A 16,750-nucleotide genomic window follows, 5' to 3' on the forward strand; every position below is an offset into this window, starting at 1 on the left:
GCATTCCCCAGCGGAGCAACCTTAGCATCAATGTTGATTCGCAGAGCTAGTGTTCTTTGAACACGGCCGGAACCTGCGATCAAAGCGGTGCAACGGCCAGCGTTGCGCCGTCAAACGTCCGAGTGCCGCGCATGCCATCGCCGTCGCGTTGCCGCCAGGCCCAGTAATGTCGCCATCAGGATTAGACCGGCCTGCAGATGCCTGTCGCCTCCCGGGGATCGGCGCCGAGCACGGCTGCGCGTGGAAGGTGCCGAGGGCGCCTGCAAAATTGACCTGGCGGTGTCCCGCGTCGCTTCGATCTGGTCCGGTTCAATCGGACTGGCCTTGATCGCGACGCGCAGGCGGCTTGTAAGCGAAGGAAACTGCGGCGGCCTTTGTCTGAGTTTGGCGGCGGCGAGCCCGGCGCAAATCGCGGCGATTATCGCGAGCAATGCGCCGATCGCGCCGAAGGCCCAAAACGGCCCGTAATGGATCTCGATCCAGCGAAACAGCGCGGTCATGCCGACCAGGCAAGCGGCGATCAAGAAAATGCCCGCTGCTGCGAACAGGCCTGCGGCGATGGCATAGGAAGTCATCGTTCCGGTCGCCTGATGGGTCCGATCTCGCAAATACGACCGCGTCGCCAGCTTGACCTGATTCAGCTTCAGTCCGATCGCGGCGCGCAGCAAGCCGCTCGAAGGCGCGAGCATTTCCGCAACCCTCCGCCGGTGGAGGCAGGATCGCCTCCGCCAAACGTAATGAACGCGGGGTCGTTTCGAATGTTCCTGCCCGGTCAGAGCCGATGCTGGCGCTTACGCCGTCGCTCGGATCACCTTGGCGACCTTGTCCATAATCTCGCCGATCTGGTCTTCGGTGATAATCAGGGGCGGCGTCAGCGCGAGCGTATCGCCGGCCACCCGTAGCATCAGATCATGGTCGTGGAAGGCGCTGTTGAGCCCGGCAAAGCCGCGCTTGCCCGGCGCATCCGCAACCGGTGCGAGATCGATGCCGGCGGTCAGGCCGATGGTGCGGATATCCACCACACCCGGCTCGTTGCGCAGCGACATCACGGCGTCGGCGAATTTCGGCTCGAGTTCACGCGCGCGCTCGAACAGTTTTTCGTCGCGATAGATGTCGAGGGTGGCAAGAGCCGCGGCGCAGGCCAGCGGGTGCGCGGAATAGGTGTAGCCATGGGCCAGCTCCACCACATGTTCCGGGCCACTCATGAAAGCATCATGGATGGTGTCGCGCACCAGCACGCCGCCCATCGGCGCGGCGCCATTGGTAACACCCTTGGCGAAGGTCAGCATGTCGGGCACCACACCATAGCGTTCGGCGGCAAAGGCAAAGCCGAGCCGGCCATAGCCGGTGATGACCTCGTCGAAGATCAGCAAGATGCCGTGCTTCTGGGTGATCTCGCGCAGCCGCTTGAGATAGCCCTTCGGTGCCGGGAGCACGCCGGTCGAGCCAGCCATCGGCTCGACGATCACGGCAGCGATGGTGTTGGCGCCGTGCAGGTTGACGAGCCGTTCGAGCTCGTCGGCGAAATGCGCGCCATATTCCGGCTCGCCCTTGCTGAACGCCTGCTTCTCGCGATCATAGGTCGCCGGCAGATGGTCGACGCCGGTGAGCAGCGAGCCGAACAGTTTTCGGTTGCCGACGATGCCGCCGACGGCGGTGCCGCCGAAGCCGACGCCGTGATAGCCGCGCTCGCGGCCGATCAGGCGCATGCGGCTGCCCTGGCCGTTGATCTGGTGATAGGCCAGCGCGATCTTGAGCGCGGTGTCGGCCGCTTCCGAGCCGGAGTTGCAGAAGAACACGTGGTCGAGCCCATCGGGCGCCAGCTCGGCGATGCGGCTCGCAAGTTCGAAGGCCTGCGGGATGCCGAACTGGAACGGCGGCGCGTAGTCCAGCGCCTCGGCCTGCTTGGCGATCGCCGACGAAATCTCGGTGCGGCCGTGTCCGGCATTGGTGCACCACATGCCCGAGGCACCGTCGATGATCTTGCGACCGTCGACGGTGAAGTAGTGCATGTCTTTCGCGCCGGCGAGCAGCCGCGGGTTCTTCTTGAACGCCCGGTTCGCGGTGAACGGCATCCAGTGCGCGGCGAGATCGTTCGGAACGTTGACGGGGGTGGGGCGGGGGCTCTTATCCAGCATGGAAGGCCTCTTCAGCTTTAACGTCGGATTTGCCCCAAGGTATCAGTTTCGTCGCGACACGGGAACGCCACCACGACGTGATATTTTTCGCGTAACCGGACAGTTCAGAGATCGGCTGCCGCGATCCAGAATACTTCGCCCTCGGAATCCTCGGTGTCGAGCCAGAGCAGCGGCAGTTGCGGATAGGCGGCTTCCAGTTGCGGGCGGCAGCGGCCGATCTCGCATAACAGTCCGCCCTGCGGCGTCAGGTGCGCGGCCGCCTCGTCGAGGATGCGCCTGACAATGTCGAGCCCATCGAAGCCGCCATCGAAGGCGAGTTTCGGTTCGGCTCGGCATTCGCGCGGCAGGCCGGCCATGCCTTCCGCGTCGACATAGGGCGGATTGGAAATGATGAGATCGTAGCGCTTATCCCCCAGCGGCTTGAACAGATCGCCGCGGTACAGCGTGAGCCTGTCCTGAAGCCCGTAATCGCCGACATTGCGCGCGGCGACTTCGAGCGCATCCTTGGAGATATCCACGGCGTCGATCGCCGCATTCGGAAAATTCCGGCTGGCCAGGACGGCAAGACAGCCCGAGCCGGTGCACAGATCGAGCACGCTTTCCACCGTGTCAGGATCCGAGATCAGCGAGCCCGCCTCGTCATCGCCATCGCGGCCGAAATGCTGGTCCAGTAATTCGCCGATGAAGGAGCGCGGCACGATGGTGCGCTCGTCGACGTAAAACGGCAGGCCGCGCATGTAGATTTTGTTGACGAGATAGGCGGCGGGCTTTCGCGTGGTGACGCGGCGCGCGATCAGATCGAGGACCTTCTTGCCTTCGGCGGCGGTGACGCGCGCGGTCGCGAACGTCTCGAACTGGTCGGGGTGCAGGTGCAGCGCTTCGCAGACCAGGAATGCGGCTTCGGCAAGCGGATCGGTGGTGCCGTGCGCAAATACCAGTTTGGCCTCGACGAAGCGGCTGACCGCATAGCGGACGAAATCGAGCAGCGTCAGCAGTTCTCCCGCGCCGACCTTGGGAAGTCTCGATGTGGTCTGGCCGCGCTTCGCCGCCGGCTTGGTGCGCTTGGCCATCAGGACTTGGTCCAGCGCGTGGCGGCGGCGTCGTCATGATCGCGCGCTTCGATCCAGCTCGCGCCTTTTTCGCTTTCCTCGCGCTTCCAGAACGGCGCGTTGGTCTTCAGATAATCCATCAGGAATTCCGCCGCTTCGAAGGCCGCCTGGCGGTGCGGCGAGGCGGTTACCACGAGCACGATGTTCTCGCCCGGCGCGATGCGGCCGAACCGGTGAATGATGGTGAGACCCTGCAGCGGCCAGCGCGACAGCGCCTCGTCGGCGTGGCGGCCGATCTCGGCTTCGGCCATGCCGGGATAATGCTCGAGCGTCAGTGCTGCGATCGGCTCGCCGTTCTCGCTGCCACGGCAGATGCCGCTGAAGGTGACGACGGCGCCGATATCGGTGCGGCCTCTGGTGAGCGCCGCGATCTCCTGCGCAGCGTCGAAATCCGCTTCCTGGATGCGAATGGTCGCGGTGACGGACATAGTAAGTCAGCCGCCGGTCATCGGCGGGAAGAATGCAATCTCGCGTGCGCCTGATATCACGGCATCCGGCTTGACATGAGCCTGGTCGATCGCGGCGCGGATCACCTTCGGCTTCTCGAAGGCATGGGCGTAAGCCTCGCCACGGCTGGAAAGCCATCCGATCAGATCGGCAACGGTGCGCACGTCGGCCGGCGGTTCGACGGTTTCTTCGGCGACGCCGACCCGCTCACGCACCCAGGCGAAATATTTGACCCTCATCCCTCATCCTCCTTGATGAGGTGATGGATGCCGGCGCGGAAATAGTCCCAGCCGGTGTAGATCGTGAAGAGCGCCGACATCCACAACAGGACGATCCCGATCAGGGTGGTCGCAGGTAGGAGTTGCTCGCCCGCCTCGCCCGCGATCAGGAAGCCGATTGCGACCAACTGGATCGTGGTCTTCCATTTCGCCAGCTTGGTCACGGGTACGCTGACCCGCAACGCCGCGAGATATTCCCTCAAGCCCGAGACCAGGATCTCGCGGCACAGGATCACGATGGCGGCCCACAGGGTCCAGCCGTGGATGCTGCTATCGGCGGCCAGCATCAAGAGGCAGGACGCTACCAGGAGCTTGTCGGCGATCGGGTCGAGCATCCGGCCAAAGGCGGATTGCTGGTCCCAAATTCGCGCATAGTAGCCATCGAGGTAATCAGTCACGGCGGCGGCGAGAAAGACCGCCAGCGCTACCCAGCGCAGCCAGAGCGGGCCGTCCTGGATGGATTGGGCGAAAACGCAGCCGACCACCACCGGAATGGCGGCAATACGGGCGTAGGTTAGAATGTTCGGCAGGGACAGGGTCTTGGCCTGTCCCTTGGTTGTCGCGATGTTCATCCGTCTTACCAATACCGCTGGAGCGTGAAGGTCAACCGTGCGGATGTAGATCATCTGTCGCAGGCGACGCCCAAATGACATGCCTCTCGACGCGAAGTCCCCTTAACCCGCCTATGCATGGAAAAACTCAAAGATCTTGCGGGCGCTCTCGGCGCTAACGCCTGGAACCTTGCCGAGGTCCGCGATCGAGGCCCGCTCGATCTCCTTCAGTGTTCCGAAGTGGTGCAGCAAGGCACGTTTGCGTGACGGGCCGATGCCCGGGATTTCCTGCAAGCCCGCTTCCCGGATGTCCTTTTTCCGCAGTTTGCGGTGCGAGCCGATCACGAAGCGATGCGCCTCGTCGCGCAGCCGCTGGATGAAATACAGCACGGGATCGCGTGGTTCGAGCTTGATGGCTTCGCGGTCAGGCATGAACAGGGTCTCGCGCCCGGCATCGCGGTCCGGGCCTTTTGCCACGGCCATCAGGCAGACCTGCGTCAGTCCCAGACCCTGGAAAATTTCCCTGACGGCGTTGAGCTGGCCACGGCCGCCATCGATGATGACGAGGTCGGGCCATTGCGGAAACGAATCATCGTCGGCCTTGGCCGCATCGCCCTCCGGCGGCTTCAACAGCCGCTTGAAGCGCCGTTCCAGCACTTCGCGCATCATCGCGTAGTCGTCGCCGGGCGTCAGTCCCTCGGACTTGATGTTGAACTTGCGATACTGGTTTTTGATAAAGCCATCCGGTCCCGCCACGATCATTGCACCGACCGCGTTGGTGCCCTGGATGTGACTGTTGTCGTAGACCTCGATGCGCTTCGGCACCTGCGGCAGTCCTAATGTGCTCGCCATCGCTTCCAGGAGCCGGCCCTGGGTCGCGGTATCGGCGAGCTTGCGGCCGAGCGCCTCGCGCGCATTGGTCAGCGCATGCGTGACCAGTTCTTTTTTCTCGCCGCGCTTCGGCACCGAGATTTCGACTTTGTAGCCAGCCTTCACGCACAGGGCGTCGGCCAGCAGCGCGCACTCCTCGATCTCATGCGACAGCAAGATGAGTTTTGGTGGCGGCTTGTCGTCGTAGAATTGTGCGAGGAACGAGGCCAAGACTTCCTGCGGCGTGAACGACTTTTCCGCGCGTGGAAAATAGGCGCGGTTGCCCCAGTTCTGGCCGGTGCGGAAGAAGAACACTTCGACGCAGGAATAGCCGCCTTCCTGATGGATGGCGAACACGTCGGCCTCTTCCACTGTGCGGGGATTGATGCCCTGCTGCGACTGGATCGCCGACAGCGCGGCGAGACGATCGCGATAGAGCGCCGCGGTCTCGAATTCGAGCTCGTTCGATGCCTTCTCCATCTCGGCTGCGAGCAGCTCCTTCACCGCATGGCTGCGGCCGGACAGGAAATCGGTCGCCTCGCGCACCAGCTCGCCATAGCCGGGGAAGTCGATCTCACGGGTGCAGGGCCCGGAGCAGCGGCGGATCTGGTACAGCAGGCAGGGCCGCGTGCGGCTTTCGAAAAAGCCGTCGGTGCAGGAGCGGATCAGGAACGCGCGCTGCAGCGCCGTGATGGTGCGGTTGACGGCGCCGGCGGATGCGAACGGCCCGAAATATCGTCCGGGCCTGGTCTGGGCTCCGCGATGCTTGAGGATCTGCGGCGCCCAATGGTCGCCTGTGATCAGGATGTAGGGGAACGATTTGTCGTCGCGTAGCTGCACGTTGAAGCGTGGCCGTAGCTGCTTGATCAGGTTGGCTTCCAGCAGCAGCGCTTCGGTCTCGGTCGTGGTGGAAACGATCTCGACCGTGACGGTCGCCGCGATCATCCGAAGGATGCGCGCCGGCAAGGGCGCGTTGACGCGGGCGTAGGAGGCAAGCCGCTTGCGAACGTTTTTCGCCTTGCCGACGTACAGCACATCGCTGGCGGTATTGAGCATGCGGTAGACGCCGGGAGAGGTCGGTGCCAGCCGCACCGCGTTTTCGATGGCTGCGTGGCCGACCGCCAGCGGGCCTTCGGCAATCGCATCAGTGGGCTCCTCGGGGGCTTCCGGCAGGCGCGCCTCGTCGTCCTCCTCGGCGGCAGATGTCGCGGGATCGACGTCGGCGGCGGCAGTCAGGTCCTGGGGCGGCAAATCCGGCTGGGAACTCCGCCGCGCCTTGCGCGGGGGCTGCGGATGGTCGGTAGAATCGTGATCCATGGGCCTAAATTAAGCGCTGCAGGGCGGCATCGCCAGCGCTCGCGGCGCGCTCTTCGTGGAGACGCTGGTAACGCTTCCTTAAGACTGATGAGTGGGCGCTAACCCGGCTTAACAACCCTTTAACTTAAAACTCTCGATAAATCTTACCGGAAAAAGGTGGAGTTCCGTAACCAGGCCGGTTTCTCGCCGGCAGGGTCGCGGCAGTTGCGTGGAGTTGGGGGATGAGCAGGCTTGTGTGGGGCGCGCTGGCGCTGATCGCTACCGGCTGGACCACGTCGGCGCGGGCGGCCGACCTCTACGGATCGCGCCCGCCCTTGACAGTCAACCAGACGCAGTTCGGCCCCGATAGCTGGGCTGGCCCCTATCTCGGCGGCAACCTCGGCTATGCCTGGGGCTCGGTCGCGAACAATCCGACCAAGCCGTCCGGTTTCGTCGGCGGCGTTCAAGCCGGCTACAATTGGCAGAACGGCGGACCGTGGGTGTTCGGTCTCGAAGGCGACATCCAGGCGACCGGCGCCGAAGAAACCTTCGCGCCATGGAAATTTTCCAACCCTTGGTTCGGCACGATTCGCGGCCGCGCCGGCTACGCGTTCAACAACATCTTGTTCTTCGGCACCGGCGGTCTCGCCTTCGGCGAGCTGCGCGCTACTACCTTTGGCCTGACGGAATCTCATACCAATGTGGGCTGGACGCTCGGCGCCGGCGCCGAAGTGGGACTCGCGCCGAATTGGAGCGCCAAGATCGAATATCTCTATGTCGATCTGGCCAACAGCAACTTCGTTATTACGGGTGCGTCGAACGGTTACCGGTTCGGCCTGATACGGGCCGGCGTGAACTGGCACTTCTAAGAAAAGAAACTGGCGGCGACCACCTCCCGGCGGCAGTAAGTCGCCGGGATTTTTTTGCCTTCAGGCCGCGGGCATTGCAAATCTCCACGCTGTGGACGGCGACGCCATGCCCAGCGCAATCTTCGCAGCAAGAATTCAGTCCGCGTTCAACGTGAGCGTCAGCTCACGATGAAATCACCAGGTTGACCGCCTTGGGGCCTTTGCCCTTCTTATCCGGTTCGACCTCGAACGTAATGCGCTGCCCTTCAGTCAAATCCTTCAATCCGGCCCGCTCGACGGCGGTGATGTGCACGAACACATCGCGGCCGCCGTCATCGGGCTTGATGAAGCCGTAGCCGCGTTCTCCGTTGAAGAACTTGACTGTTCCAGTCATGGCCATCGGGAAACTCCTCCCCCGTATTGCTCTGCCGTTACGCGCATCTCGCGCATCGGCCGACCGGACATTCGCTGCCGGAAGCTTGGCCACCTGAGCTGATCGGATTCACGCCGCCGATCGACCCGGATTCTTATTCGGCCTTGATCACTCCGCCGCAACCATTCGCGGAAGCGGAACGTAAAGCCAGTCCCAACGGACTGAGCATAATACGGTTTCGCGTAAATTGCCTACGGCGATTCGCACTTTCCACCGGCCGCGCCGAGGCTCACGGCTTGGGCGTTTCCAGCCTGAACCGGCCGGCCCCGCCCTGGCCGAGCGGTTTTTCTAGCTCGGGTAGAATTGTCTTCAACTCACCGGCCAGCGTCCACGGCGGATTGACGATTAGGAGGCCGGTGGAGGCGAGGGGGCCGCCCGGCTCCTGCGGCGCAACGCTGAATTCAAGCCGCAGACATTTCCCGGCCGGCCTGCTGGCCGCGGCAGCGCTTGCGACGAGCCGTGCCAGCGTGTCGGTGGCGCGCCGGCTCTTCACGGGATACCAGATCAGATAGCTGCCGGTCGGCCACTTCGCGTAGGCTTCGGCGAATCCGCCGGCCAGCCGCTCGAATTCGTCTTGTTGCTCGAACGAGGGGTCGATCAGCACCAAGCCGCGCCGCTCGTTTGGAGGCACGAAGGCCGGCAACGCCGTCCAGCCGTCGAGATCGACCACCCGCGCCTGGCTGTCGCGGCGCAGCGCATCGATCAATTGCCTGCGGGCATTGGGCTCGATTTCACAGGCCGTGAGGCGGTCCTGCGGCCGCAGCAGAGCGCGGGCGATCAGGGGCGATCCCGGATAGGCCTCGAGCCGGCCCGGCGCATTGAATGCCCTGATGATATCGAGATAGGGAGTCACCAGCGGCAGCGCGCTTTCCGAGAACCGCGCCTGCATTACCCGCGCAATGCCGGTCAGCCATTCGCGGCCGCGGCGCGCCTCCTCAGCCGTGAGATCATAGCGCCCGGCGCCGGCATGGGTGTCGATGACGCGAAACGGGGCCTGCTTTTCCTGCAGATAGGTCAGCATGCGTACCAACACGATGTGCTTGATGACATCGGCAAAGCCGCCGGCGTGAAAGGCGTGTCGGTAGTTCATGGCAATCGGCCGACCAATTGAGAAGACGTATTGTCTTCTACTCGTCGGGGCCGGGCTTGTCCTGCTTCGCGAAACGCTTCGGAGGACCAGGGCTCCGGCGTGCCTCCGATGAGCGAACGATGTGTTCACCTGATCGGCGCTGACGCTGTCAGGTCCGCCGGCCACGCAATGCGATCCGCCGCTGATCGAATGCAGAGCGCGGCGGCGAACATGGAGCGCGCCTTCGAGAGCCACCAGCGCTTTCTCGAAGACTGGCTGAGCCGGTTCGAGCAAATCATGGAGCGGAAGAATGGCTAAGACGTTGACCAAACTGCAATTCAGCAATCCGCTGATGGCCACCCGCACCGAGGAGTCGTTCCACCTCAGCACGCTGCTCGACCTCGTCGGGAGGGACGGGTTCTTCGCCGGCAACGACCTGCTGGCGGTGTCGTCGTTCTACCCCGGCCTCGAGCTAGCCATCACGGGCGTGCACTGGTTCACCGGGCTGCCGCTGGTCGGCGCGCAGATCCTGATGGTTCTGCTGGCGCAATCGTCATCTGACAAGACCCGCCTGATTTCTTCCGACTTGACGCATGCCGATATCGGCATATGATGGCGCCCATGGCACGAGCAGCGACGACGTCGGACATCTTCAACGCGATCGCCGAGCCGCAGCGCCGGGAAATCCTGGTACTGCTGCGGATGGGTGAGCGGCCAGTGACCGAGTTGGCCCAGGAGCTGGGGATGACCCAGCCGGGGGCATCCAAACACCTGCGGGTGCTCCGGGAGGTCGGGCTGGTCCGGGACCGCAAGGCAGGCAAGCAGCGCCTGTACGGCATTGACGCCCGCAAGCTGCGACCGGTCCATGAGTGGACTGGCGGGTTCGAGCGGTTCTGGAATGAGAGCTTTGACCGGCTGGACGCGTACGTGCAGGACCTCAAGCAGGCAAGGCAGAAGGAGTGACCGATGGCCGCGACAGGACGCGACGCGCGAGCGCAGTCAGCGACGGCCGACCGCGAGATCGTGATCTCCCGCGTCATCGATGGCCCGCGGGAACTGGTGTTCGAGGCATTCACCGAAGTCCGGCATCTGTCGCGATGGTGGGGACCGGAGGGATTCACCACCACCACGCGGGCGTTCGAGTTCCGCGTCGGCGGGGAGTGGGACTTCGTGATGCACGGACCGGACGGGACGGACTACCAGGAGTGGATCTCCTGGACCGAGATCGCCCCGCCGGAGCGGATCGCGATGCTGCATGGTGAGTCCCGCGGCGACCCGAACGCCTTTGAGTCGGTCCTCACGTTCGGGCCCGACGGCGCGGCGACCCGGATCGAGATGCGCACGGTGTTCCCCACCAAGGAGCTGCGCGACGAGGCGGTCGAGAAGTACCACGCGATCGAGGGCGGCCAGCAGACCCTGAGCAAACTGGCTGCCTACGTCACCGAGATCGTTCGAAAAGGAGTTGAGGACTGATGGCCGGGAGGGTGTTCTTTAGCGTGTCGATGTCGCTGGACGGGTTCATCGCGCCCGAGTCCCTCGAGGATTTGATGGGGCAGCAGTGGATGGAACTGCAGCAGTGGATGTTCCCGCAGCGGTTCATCCGGGAGAATCTGAACCTCGGCGAGGGCGGCGAGGAGGGGCGCGACAACGACATTGTGCGGGAGACGTTCGAGCGCACCGGCGCGAGCGTGATGGGCAAGCGCATGTTCGACGCCGGCGAGCAGGCTTGGCCGGAGGAGGCGCCGTTCCACACGCCGGTCTTCGTCGTGACGCACGAGAAGCGTGACCCCTGGGAGCGGCTGGGTGGGACCACCTTTCACTTCGTCAATGACGGCATCGAGTCCGCGCTCGATCAGGCTCGCGAGGCCGCCGGCGACCGAGACGTCCGTATCGCGGGCGGCGGCGCAACGATTCTGGAGTACGTGAACGCTGGCCTGATCGACGAGTTCTCGATCGCGCTCTCACCCGTGCTGTTCGGCTCCGGAATCCGCCTGTTCGAGGGCGTGGACGCGGGCCGCGTGGCCCTGGAGCCGGTCCGCGCGGAGCCGACGCGGCGGGTGACCCACCTAACCTACGCAGTCCGGGAGCGGTAACTGTCTCGACCTCAGCGCTCCCCGCCGAGGTCAGCAGCGCGGTGAGGTCCTCGAAGCTCTGAGCGTCAGGAAGGGCGAGCGTTCGGGCTGCGATCTCGGCCTGAAAACCCGGCGAAGCCTTGGCGAAGACGGGATGGCGAAGACGGGTCCTGCTTCGCGAAACGCCTCAGGATCAGGGCCAAAATGTCGGCGACGTTTTGCTGCAGATAGGTCCCGGCCATCCACGTGTCTTGCAGATGACGATAAGCCGTGGATGACCGGGAACGCAGACAACTCTAGGCAGTCTGCGCAAAGCGGCCGCCATGCCTGGCATGGCGGTAAGCGGGTCTTCAGCCGCCCCGTACCGGCGGCATCACCACCTCGTCACGCCGGCAGGCGCGGCGGTCGATTTCGTCGCAGGCGCGGAATTCCATGTCCTTGCTCAGGCAGACCCGCACCTCGCTCAGGCGCCGGCTCGAGCAGGTCACCGAAATCGCCGAACTGCTCAAGCCCGGGTTGATCTTGATAAAGGCCTCCTCGACATCGCCGGGGGCGATGGTCTTCTGCTCCGGCAATTGCAGGAATTCCTCGGGAATCTTTACCGCCGCGCGCGCCTTCCGGATGCTCTCGAAATAGGCTCGCGCGCCAAGGCCCGAACAGGTGCCGTGCTTGTCCCACTCGTTGAAGATCAGGCCGGGCGCCGGCATCAGGTCCAGCATCGAGGTCATGATGTTGCGATCGAGCCGCGGCGAGGGCCGCTGGCAATATTCGGGAAAGCCGCGCTCATATTGCGGCCACAGGCCGTGAACCACGAAGGAATAGGGGCGGCTGCACTGGGCCTGTGATCGCCCGCTATTGCCGCGCTCAGCCGCCGCCTCGCAGAAGGAGGGCGACCAGGAAAGAGCCAGGACATAAAAATCGAATTCGCCTGGCGCGTTCTGCCGGCGGTCTTGTGCGGACGCTGTCCCGGCCAGGACGACAACAAGAGCCAGCGAAATCAGAAGCCGCGAAATAATGATGGACCCGTGCATCAAACGCCCCCTCTACTCGACTACCGGGAGCCTAGCAGGGAGTCGGAACATTTCAAGAACAAAATTGGATCAATCCCACAATCGGCCCGAGTCAGCCGGGATCGCTTGCCGGATTTCAGGGCGATCAGGGCCGCGCGGCCCTGCAGCCGGGGCTGTAGGCCCAGTTGCGGTCAAGCCCGGTCACGCACCATTCGACGCCCTGGCCGAAGCCGGCAAAGCCGCCATCCTCGATGATCGAGTAGTGCACGGTGCGCATCTTGCCGTCGCTCAGCATCACGTCACCGCTGCAGTAGCGGCGCGGAATGTTGTCGGACTGCCATGGCCGAAAGGCGGTTTCATGGATCCGGCTGTAACCGGTAATCGTCAGCGCCGAATTCCAGAACTTGCTCTCTTTCTCCTGGAACTGGTACGCGATCGTCGATAGCGCCCGCTCGCATTCGGCGACGCGGCCGTCATAGCGTGGGCCGAACAACCCGAAATTGAGCTCCATGGGGTTGGCGGCCTGCGCGGCCTGGCTGGAGACCAACAAAGCGAGCGCCGCTGCCGTCAGGCCGAGTGCTCTCAAGGATGTGAACAAATTGCGCATGGGAATCCGCCGGTAAGCCAACGCATGGACGGTGCCGCGAAGCCCTGACAAGGTCAAGTGCAGCGCGGCAACACCTGACAGCCAAGTCCGCCTCGTGCCGCAAGCATTCTTTTCACGGCCATCGGTGCACACTATGGTGCGGTTCGAGCGAAATGGAGTCTGCGATGCGAAGAATTGTGGCCGCGAGCCTGATTGCCATGGGTGGAATGCTGGCCTGCCCGCCGGCGCAAGCAGACCTGGACCGGGTGCCACCGTTCAAGGGCAACGACACCGGCGGCATCATCGCCTATCCGCTCGCGATGCAGGCTGACGCCCGCCAGCTCGCCGTCGATCACTGCGCCCGCTACGGCAAGGTGGTGAAATTCCTCGGCGTGCAGCCCAATTACGGCGGCTACGTTTCCTTTGCCTGCCGCTGGGTGCCCTATGGCGCCGCTGAGCGGCCGCTGCGCACGCTTTACTGAGCGCTGCCGCTACCTGTTTTCCGGCTGGACATGTTTTCGCCACGCGGAGCGTGTGTTCACTTCGCGCGAAGACGAGTGCCATGGAAGAATTCAGCGGGGCCCACCCATGAGACGACTGCTTCTTGTATCTTGTTCGGCCGTTGGTGTGCTTGCTCTGTTGCCGGCAAGCGGCGCTATCGCCGTGGAGTTGCCGGTGCGCAAGGCCGGCCTGTGGGAGATGAAAGTGGTGAGCACGGGCTCGCCGTCATCCGAGATGACGATGCACCAATGCACCGACGAGACCACCGACAAGGGCATGAGCACCGCAATGTCGCCGTTGGCCAAGGAGATCTGCTCCAAGCAGGATATCCAGAAGACCGCAACCGGCTATGTCACGGATTCCGTCTGCGGCGTCGCCGGGATCACGGTCAAATCCCGTGCCGAGATCACCGGCGACTTCAATTCCGCCTACACCGTAAAATCGACCTCGCAGAGTGAGGGCGGCATGGCCGGCGCCGCGCGCGACAACAGCTCGACGATCGAGGCCAAATGGGTCGGCGCCTGCAAGGCGGATCAGAAGCCAGGCGACATCATCATGCCCGGCGGCATGAAGATGAACATCAAGGACATGGAAAAGCTGAAGGCGCTGATTCCGAAGAAGTAGGGGAAGTAACGAGGTCGCAGAATCTATCGCGGCGAATTGTCGTCCCTGCGAACGCAAGGGACCCATACACCGTGCCGCAAATTTTGAGAGCCGCCGTTCAACGGCTTTTTGTTCAACAACGAAGCCCTGTGGTTATGGGTCCCTGCGTTTGCAGGGACGACACAGTTCGGTACCTACACCGGCACCCTTACCGCCGCGCGCAGGCCGCCCATCGGGCTGTCGCCGAGCGTGATGTCGCCGCCGTGCGAGCGGGCGATGTCGCGGGCAATGGCGAGGCCGAGGCCCGTGCCGCCCTCGTCCTGGTTGCGGGCGTCGTCGAGCCGCAGGAACGGCTTGAACACTTCCTCGCGCATATTGACCGGAATGCCCGGCCCGTCGTCGTCGACCGTCACCGTCAGATAGCGGTGATCGCGGTGGCCCGTGATGGCGACCGTGTTGGCGTGGCGCGCCGCATTGGAAACCAGGTTGGCAATGCAGCGCTTGAACGAGGCTGGCTTCACCGTCACCACCGGCAGGCCGTGGAACGTCACGGTTGCGGTATGGCCGTGGCGTTCGGCGTCGCTGCGCAACTCCTCCAGCGCCATCGCCATATCGGTCGGCTGCGCGATCTCGCCGCTGTCGCCGCGCGCGAAGGCGAGATAGGCCTCTAGCATGCCGGACATTTCGTCGACGTCCTTGCGCATGCCGTCGACTTCGGGACTGTCGCCGATCAGCGCCAGCTCGAGCTTGAAGCGGGTCAGGATGGTGCGCAAATCGTGGCTGACGCCGGCGAGCATCGCGGTGCGCTGATCGATCGAGCGTTCGACGCGGGCCTTCATCTCCAGGAATGCCTGTGCCGCCTGCCGCACCTCCCGCGCGCCGCGCGGACGGAAATTCGGCACCTCGCGGCCCTTGCCGAAACTTTCGGCGGCGTCCGCCAGCCGCAGGATTGGCCTGATCTGGTTGCGCAGGAACAGCACCGCGACGATCAGCAGGATCGAGGAGGTGCCGAGCATCCAGAAGATGAAAATCTCCGAATTGGAGGCATAGGCGGCGCTGCGCTGCGCGAACACGCGCATCACGGCATCGTCGAGCTGGATGCGGATTTCAACCAGATTGGACTTGCCGACGGTATCGATCCAGAACGGGCGGCGGATCTGGCGGCCGATCTGCGACGACAGGGTCTGGTCGAGCAGCGAGAAGAATGGTTTCGGCCCGGGCTGCGGCATATCGCCGACGGGAAGAAAATCGACGACCAGTTGCAGCCGCTGCCCGATGTGGCGCAACTGCGCGCGGTCCTTGTCCTGCGGAAAGGCCTTGTAGACGTCGATCAGGCTGGCGATGTCCTGCACCACGGCCGCCGACAGGCGCCGTGTCACCGTGTTCCAGTGCCGCTCCATGAACACGAACGCCACGACCGTTTGCAGGATCACCATCGGCACGATCATGATCAGGAGCGCCCGGGCATAGAGGCCGGTCGGCATCCAGCCCTTGAACGCGTTACCCATCCAGCCATTGGCCCTGGAGACGCGTTGCGACGCGTTGCGGATGAACGTCAGGCCGGTGTCGAGCGTGCTCATGAGCTGGCTCAGGGCGACGCAACCAGGCGATAGCCGATGCCGCGCGCCGCCTGCAGGAACAGCGGATTGGCGGGATCGCGCTCGATCTTGCGCCGCAGCCGGTTGATCTGCACGTCGACTGCGCGCTCGTTCACCGTGCCGCCGCCGGTCAGCGCCGCGCGCGGCACCGTTTCGCCGGGACTGGCGGCCAGGATGCGCAGCATTTCGCGCTCGCGGTCGGTCAGGTGAACGATCTCCTCGCCCTGGCGCAGTTCGCCACGATCGAGATGGAAAATGTAGGGGCCGAACGCGATCTGCTCCAGCGCCTCCACCGGCGGCGGCGCGGAGCGCTTGAGGATATTGCCGATCCGCAAGATCAGCTCGCGCGGCTCGAACGGCTTCGCAACATAATCGTCGGCGCCGATCTGCAGGCCCTCGATCCGCGCCTCCGCCTCGTGACGCGCCGTCAGCATGATGATCGGCACCGACGAGGAGGTGCGAATGAATCGCGCCAGGTCGAACCCGGTTTCGCCGGGCATCATGACGTCGAGGATCAGGAGGTCGAAATGCAGGCCGAGCAGTTTTGCGCGCGCATCGCCCGCGCTTGAGGCAGTGGTGACGCGATAGCCCTCGCCGGTCAGAAACCGCGACAACAGATCGCGGATACGGCGGTCGTCGTCGACCAAGAGCAGATGCGGGGCGTCATCAGCCAGTTGCCGCGGCGCGCGCGTGGTGGCTGCAGCGATGGTTGCTCCTTGCGGCACGGTCACTCCCTTGGCTTCTTGCTGCCGATCCCGAAGATCGCCTCCAACACCTTGTCGGGGTCGTCGCGATCGATCATCGCGCGCAGGAACTCGCTGATCGCGGCGACACCTTCGGGATTGATGTCCCGGAGCGCGCGGGTGATGCGATCGGTCTGCAGCCCTGCGAGCTTTGCCACCAACGCTTCGCCCTTCGGGGTGGCGTAAAGAAGGCGCTGCCGGCGGTCGTTATTGCCGGTCTTCTGGATGATGTAGCCCTCATCGAGCAACTGCTTGAGCACCCGGCCAAGCGACTGCTTGGTGATCCGCAACACGTCCAGGAGGTCGGCGACCTTGAGGCCGGGGTAGCGGTAGACGAAATGCATCACGCGGTGATGGGCGCGGCCGAACCCGAAAGCCTCGAGCTCATGGTCGGCGTCGCCGACGAAGTCGCGATAGGCGAAGAACAGCAGCTCGATAATGTCCCAGCGAAATTCGCCAGCCCGCGGGGCAGGGCTGGCGGCCTCCTGCGAATCGGAGGCCACGGAGCCCTTTGAGAAATTTATGTCAGTCATGTTGACATATCTTGGGTTCAATGTTACAAAACTGCCAGCCACGACGAAACTTTAGGTCGTTTCGA

Annotated in this window: 22 protein-coding genes; 8 read left to right on the forward strand and 14 right to left on the reverse strand. The window is 63.9% G+C overall.

Features of this window, described 5'->3' with window-relative positions; all coding sequences use genetic code 11:
• Nucleotides 1–110 precede the first annotated feature (110 nt).
• From V1273_RS06300 to uvrC, 7 genes are all read right to left on the reverse strand, one after another.
• Complete coding sequence (locus tag V1273_RS06300; protein WP_334366757.1) at nt 111–689, reverse strand: phage holin family protein; 579 nt, start codon at nt 687–689, stop codon at nt 111–113.
• Nucleotides 690–791: 102 nt separating this feature from the next.
• Nucleotides 792–2,138 (reverse strand): aspartate aminotransferase family protein, encoded by a 1,347-nt coding sequence (locus tag V1273_RS06305; RefSeq protein WP_334409061.1) that lies wholly within the window; start codon nt 2,136–2,138, stop codon nt 792–794.
• 104 nt (nt 2,139–2,242) lie between these two features.
• Nucleotides 2,243–3,208, reverse strand: a complete 966-nt coding sequence (prmB, locus tag V1273_RS06310; RefSeq protein WP_334409062.1) for a 50S ribosomal protein L3 N(5)-glutamine methyltransferase — start codon at nt 3,206–3,208, stop codon at nt 2,243–2,245.
• Nucleotides 3,208–3,675: a molybdenum cofactor biosynthesis protein MoaE gene (locus V1273_RS06315; RefSeq protein ID WP_334409063.1), complete on the reverse strand. Its 468-nt coding sequence runs from the start codon at nt 3,673–3,675 to the stop codon at nt 3,208–3,210. The genes prmB and V1273_RS06315 overlap by 1 nt, the downstream gene beginning before the upstream one ends.
• Before the next feature lie 6 nt (nt 3,676–3,681).
• Nucleotides 3,682–3,933 (reverse strand): molybdopterin converting factor subunit 1, encoded by a 252-nt coding sequence (gene moaD, locus V1273_RS06320; RefSeq protein WP_334409064.1) that lies wholly within the window; start codon nt 3,931–3,933, stop codon nt 3,682–3,684.
• The gene (gene pgsA, locus V1273_RS06325) at nt 3,930–4,544 is read right to left on the reverse strand and encodes a CDP-diacylglycerol--glycerol-3-phosphate 3-phosphatidyltransferase (RefSeq protein ID WP_334366761.1); all 615 of its coding nucleotides are present in this window, start codon (nt 4,542–4,544) and stop codon (nt 3,930–3,932) included. Before pgsA ends, moaD begins: the two co-directional genes overlap by 4 nt.
• 111 nt (nt 4,545–4,655) lie before the next feature.
• Complete coding sequence (gene uvrC / locus V1273_RS06330; RefSeq protein ID WP_334409065.1) at nt 4,656–6,710, reverse strand: excinuclease ABC subunit UvrC; 2,055 nt, start codon at nt 6,708–6,710, stop codon at nt 4,656–4,658.
• A 221-nt stretch (nt 6,711–6,931) separates the two neighbouring features.
• On the opposite strand from uvrC, the gene V1273_RS06335 reads away from it, so the two are divergent.
• Nucleotides 6,932–7,558 (forward strand): outer membrane protein, encoded by a 627-nt coding sequence (locus V1273_RS06335; RefSeq protein ID WP_334366763.1) that lies wholly within the window; start codon nt 6,932–6,934, stop codon nt 7,556–7,558.
• 163 nt (nt 7,559–7,721) lie between these two features.
• Here V1273_RS06335 and V1273_RS06340 read toward each other — a convergent pair whose 3' ends face one another.
• Both V1273_RS06340 and V1273_RS06345 read right to left on the reverse strand, forming a co-directional pair.
• Entirely contained in the window at nt 7,722–7,937 is a 216-nt protein-coding gene (locus V1273_RS06340) for a cold-shock protein (protein ID WP_028350729.1), read from the reverse strand.
• 262 nt (nt 7,938–8,199) lie between these two features.
• Nucleotides 8,200–9,060 carry a 23S rRNA (adenine(2030)-N(6))-methyltransferase RlmJ gene (locus tag V1273_RS06345; protein ID WP_334409066.1) on the reverse strand — a complete coding sequence of 287 codons (861 nt, stop codon included), beginning with the start codon at nt 9,058–9,060 and terminating at the stop codon, nt 8,200–8,202.
• Between the two features lie 108 nt (nt 9,061–9,168).
• Between V1273_RS06345 and V1273_RS06350 the strand changes: the two genes are divergently transcribed.
• From V1273_RS06350 to V1273_RS06370, 5 genes are read left to right on the forward strand one after another with little or no spacing between them, the layout of a single operon-like run.
• Nucleotides 9,169–9,357 carry a hypothetical protein gene (locus V1273_RS06350; protein WP_334409067.1) on the forward strand — a complete coding sequence of 63 codons (189 nt, stop codon included), beginning with the start codon at nt 9,169–9,171 and terminating at the stop codon, nt 9,355–9,357.
• Nucleotides 9,350–9,652, forward strand: a complete 303-nt coding sequence (locus V1273_RS06355; RefSeq protein WP_334409068.1) for a hypothetical protein — start codon at nt 9,350–9,352, stop codon at nt 9,650–9,652. Before V1273_RS06350 ends, V1273_RS06355 begins: the two co-directional genes overlap by 8 nt.
• Nucleotides 9,653–9,660: 8 nt before the next feature.
• The gene (locus tag V1273_RS06360; RefSeq protein WP_334366768.1) at nt 9,661–10,002 is read left to right on the forward strand and encodes an ArsR/SmtB family transcription factor; all 342 of its coding nucleotides are present in this window, start codon (nt 9,661–9,663) and stop codon (nt 10,000–10,002) included.
• A gap of 3 nt (nt 10,003–10,005) precedes the next feature.
• A complete protein-coding gene (locus V1273_RS06365; protein ID WP_334383609.1) occupies nt 10,006–10,512 on the forward strand; it encodes an SRPBCC family protein in 507 nt (168 codons plus the stop codon).
• On the forward strand, nt 10,512–11,132 hold the full coding sequence (locus V1273_RS06370) for a dihydrofolate reductase family protein (RefSeq protein ID WP_334409070.1): 621 nt from the start codon (nt 10,512–10,514) through the stop codon (nt 11,130–11,132). The genes V1273_RS06365 and V1273_RS06370 overlap by 1 nt, the downstream gene beginning before the upstream one ends.
• Nucleotides 11,133–11,461: 329 nt before the next feature.
• Here V1273_RS06370 and V1273_RS06375 read toward each other — a convergent pair whose 3' ends face one another.
• The gene (locus V1273_RS06375) at nt 11,462–12,142 is read right to left on the reverse strand and encodes a ribonuclease T2 (RefSeq protein ID WP_334366771.1); all 681 of its coding nucleotides are present in this window, start codon (nt 12,140–12,142) and stop codon (nt 11,462–11,464) included.
• A gap of 124 nt (nt 12,143–12,266) precedes the next feature.
• The gene (locus tag V1273_RS06380) at nt 12,267–12,728 is read right to left on the reverse strand and encodes a hypothetical protein (protein ID WP_334366772.1); all 462 of its coding nucleotides are present in this window, start codon (nt 12,726–12,728) and stop codon (nt 12,267–12,269) included.
• A 164-nt stretch (nt 12,729–12,892) separates the two neighbouring features.
• Here V1273_RS06380 and V1273_RS06385 point away from each other — a divergent pair, with 164 nt between their 5' ends.
• Nucleotides 12,893–13,189: a hypothetical protein gene (locus tag V1273_RS06385; RefSeq protein ID WP_334409071.1), complete on the forward strand. Its 297-nt coding sequence runs from the start codon at nt 12,893–12,895 to the stop codon at nt 13,187–13,189.
• Between the two features lie 106 nt (nt 13,190–13,295).
• Complete coding sequence (locus V1273_RS06390) at nt 13,296–13,832, forward strand: DUF3617 domain-containing protein (RefSeq protein ID WP_334409073.1); 537 nt, start codon at nt 13,296–13,298, stop codon at nt 13,830–13,832.
• 173 nt (nt 13,833–14,005) lie between these two features.
• Here the strand turns inward: V1273_RS06390 and V1273_RS06395 are convergent, their stop codons facing one another.
• The 3 genes from V1273_RS06395 to V1273_RS06405 are packed head-to-tail and all read right to left on the reverse strand — an operon-like array spanning nt 14,006 to nt 16,685.
• Nucleotides 14,006–15,391, reverse strand: a complete 1,386-nt coding sequence (locus V1273_RS06395; protein ID WP_334366775.1) for an ATP-binding protein — start codon at nt 15,389–15,391, stop codon at nt 14,006–14,008.
• An 8-nt stretch (nt 15,392–15,399) separates the two neighbouring features.
• Nucleotides 15,400–16,140: a response regulator transcription factor gene (locus V1273_RS06400; protein ID WP_334366776.1), complete on the reverse strand. Its 741-nt coding sequence runs from the start codon at nt 16,138–16,140 to the stop codon at nt 15,400–15,402.
• Nucleotides 16,137–16,685 (reverse strand): MarR family winged helix-turn-helix transcriptional regulator, encoded by a 549-nt coding sequence (locus tag V1273_RS06405; RefSeq protein ID WP_334366777.1) that lies wholly within the window; start codon nt 16,683–16,685, stop codon nt 16,137–16,139. The genes V1273_RS06400 and V1273_RS06405 overlap by 4 nt, the downstream gene beginning before the upstream one ends.
• Nucleotides 16,686–16,750: the final 65 nt, after the last annotated feature.

It is taken from the genome of Bradyrhizobium sp. AZCC 1721 (assembly GCF_036924715.1).
In the GTDB taxonomy this organism is placed as follows: domain Bacteria; phylum Pseudomonadota; class Alphaproteobacteria; order Rhizobiales; family Xanthobacteraceae; genus Bradyrhizobium.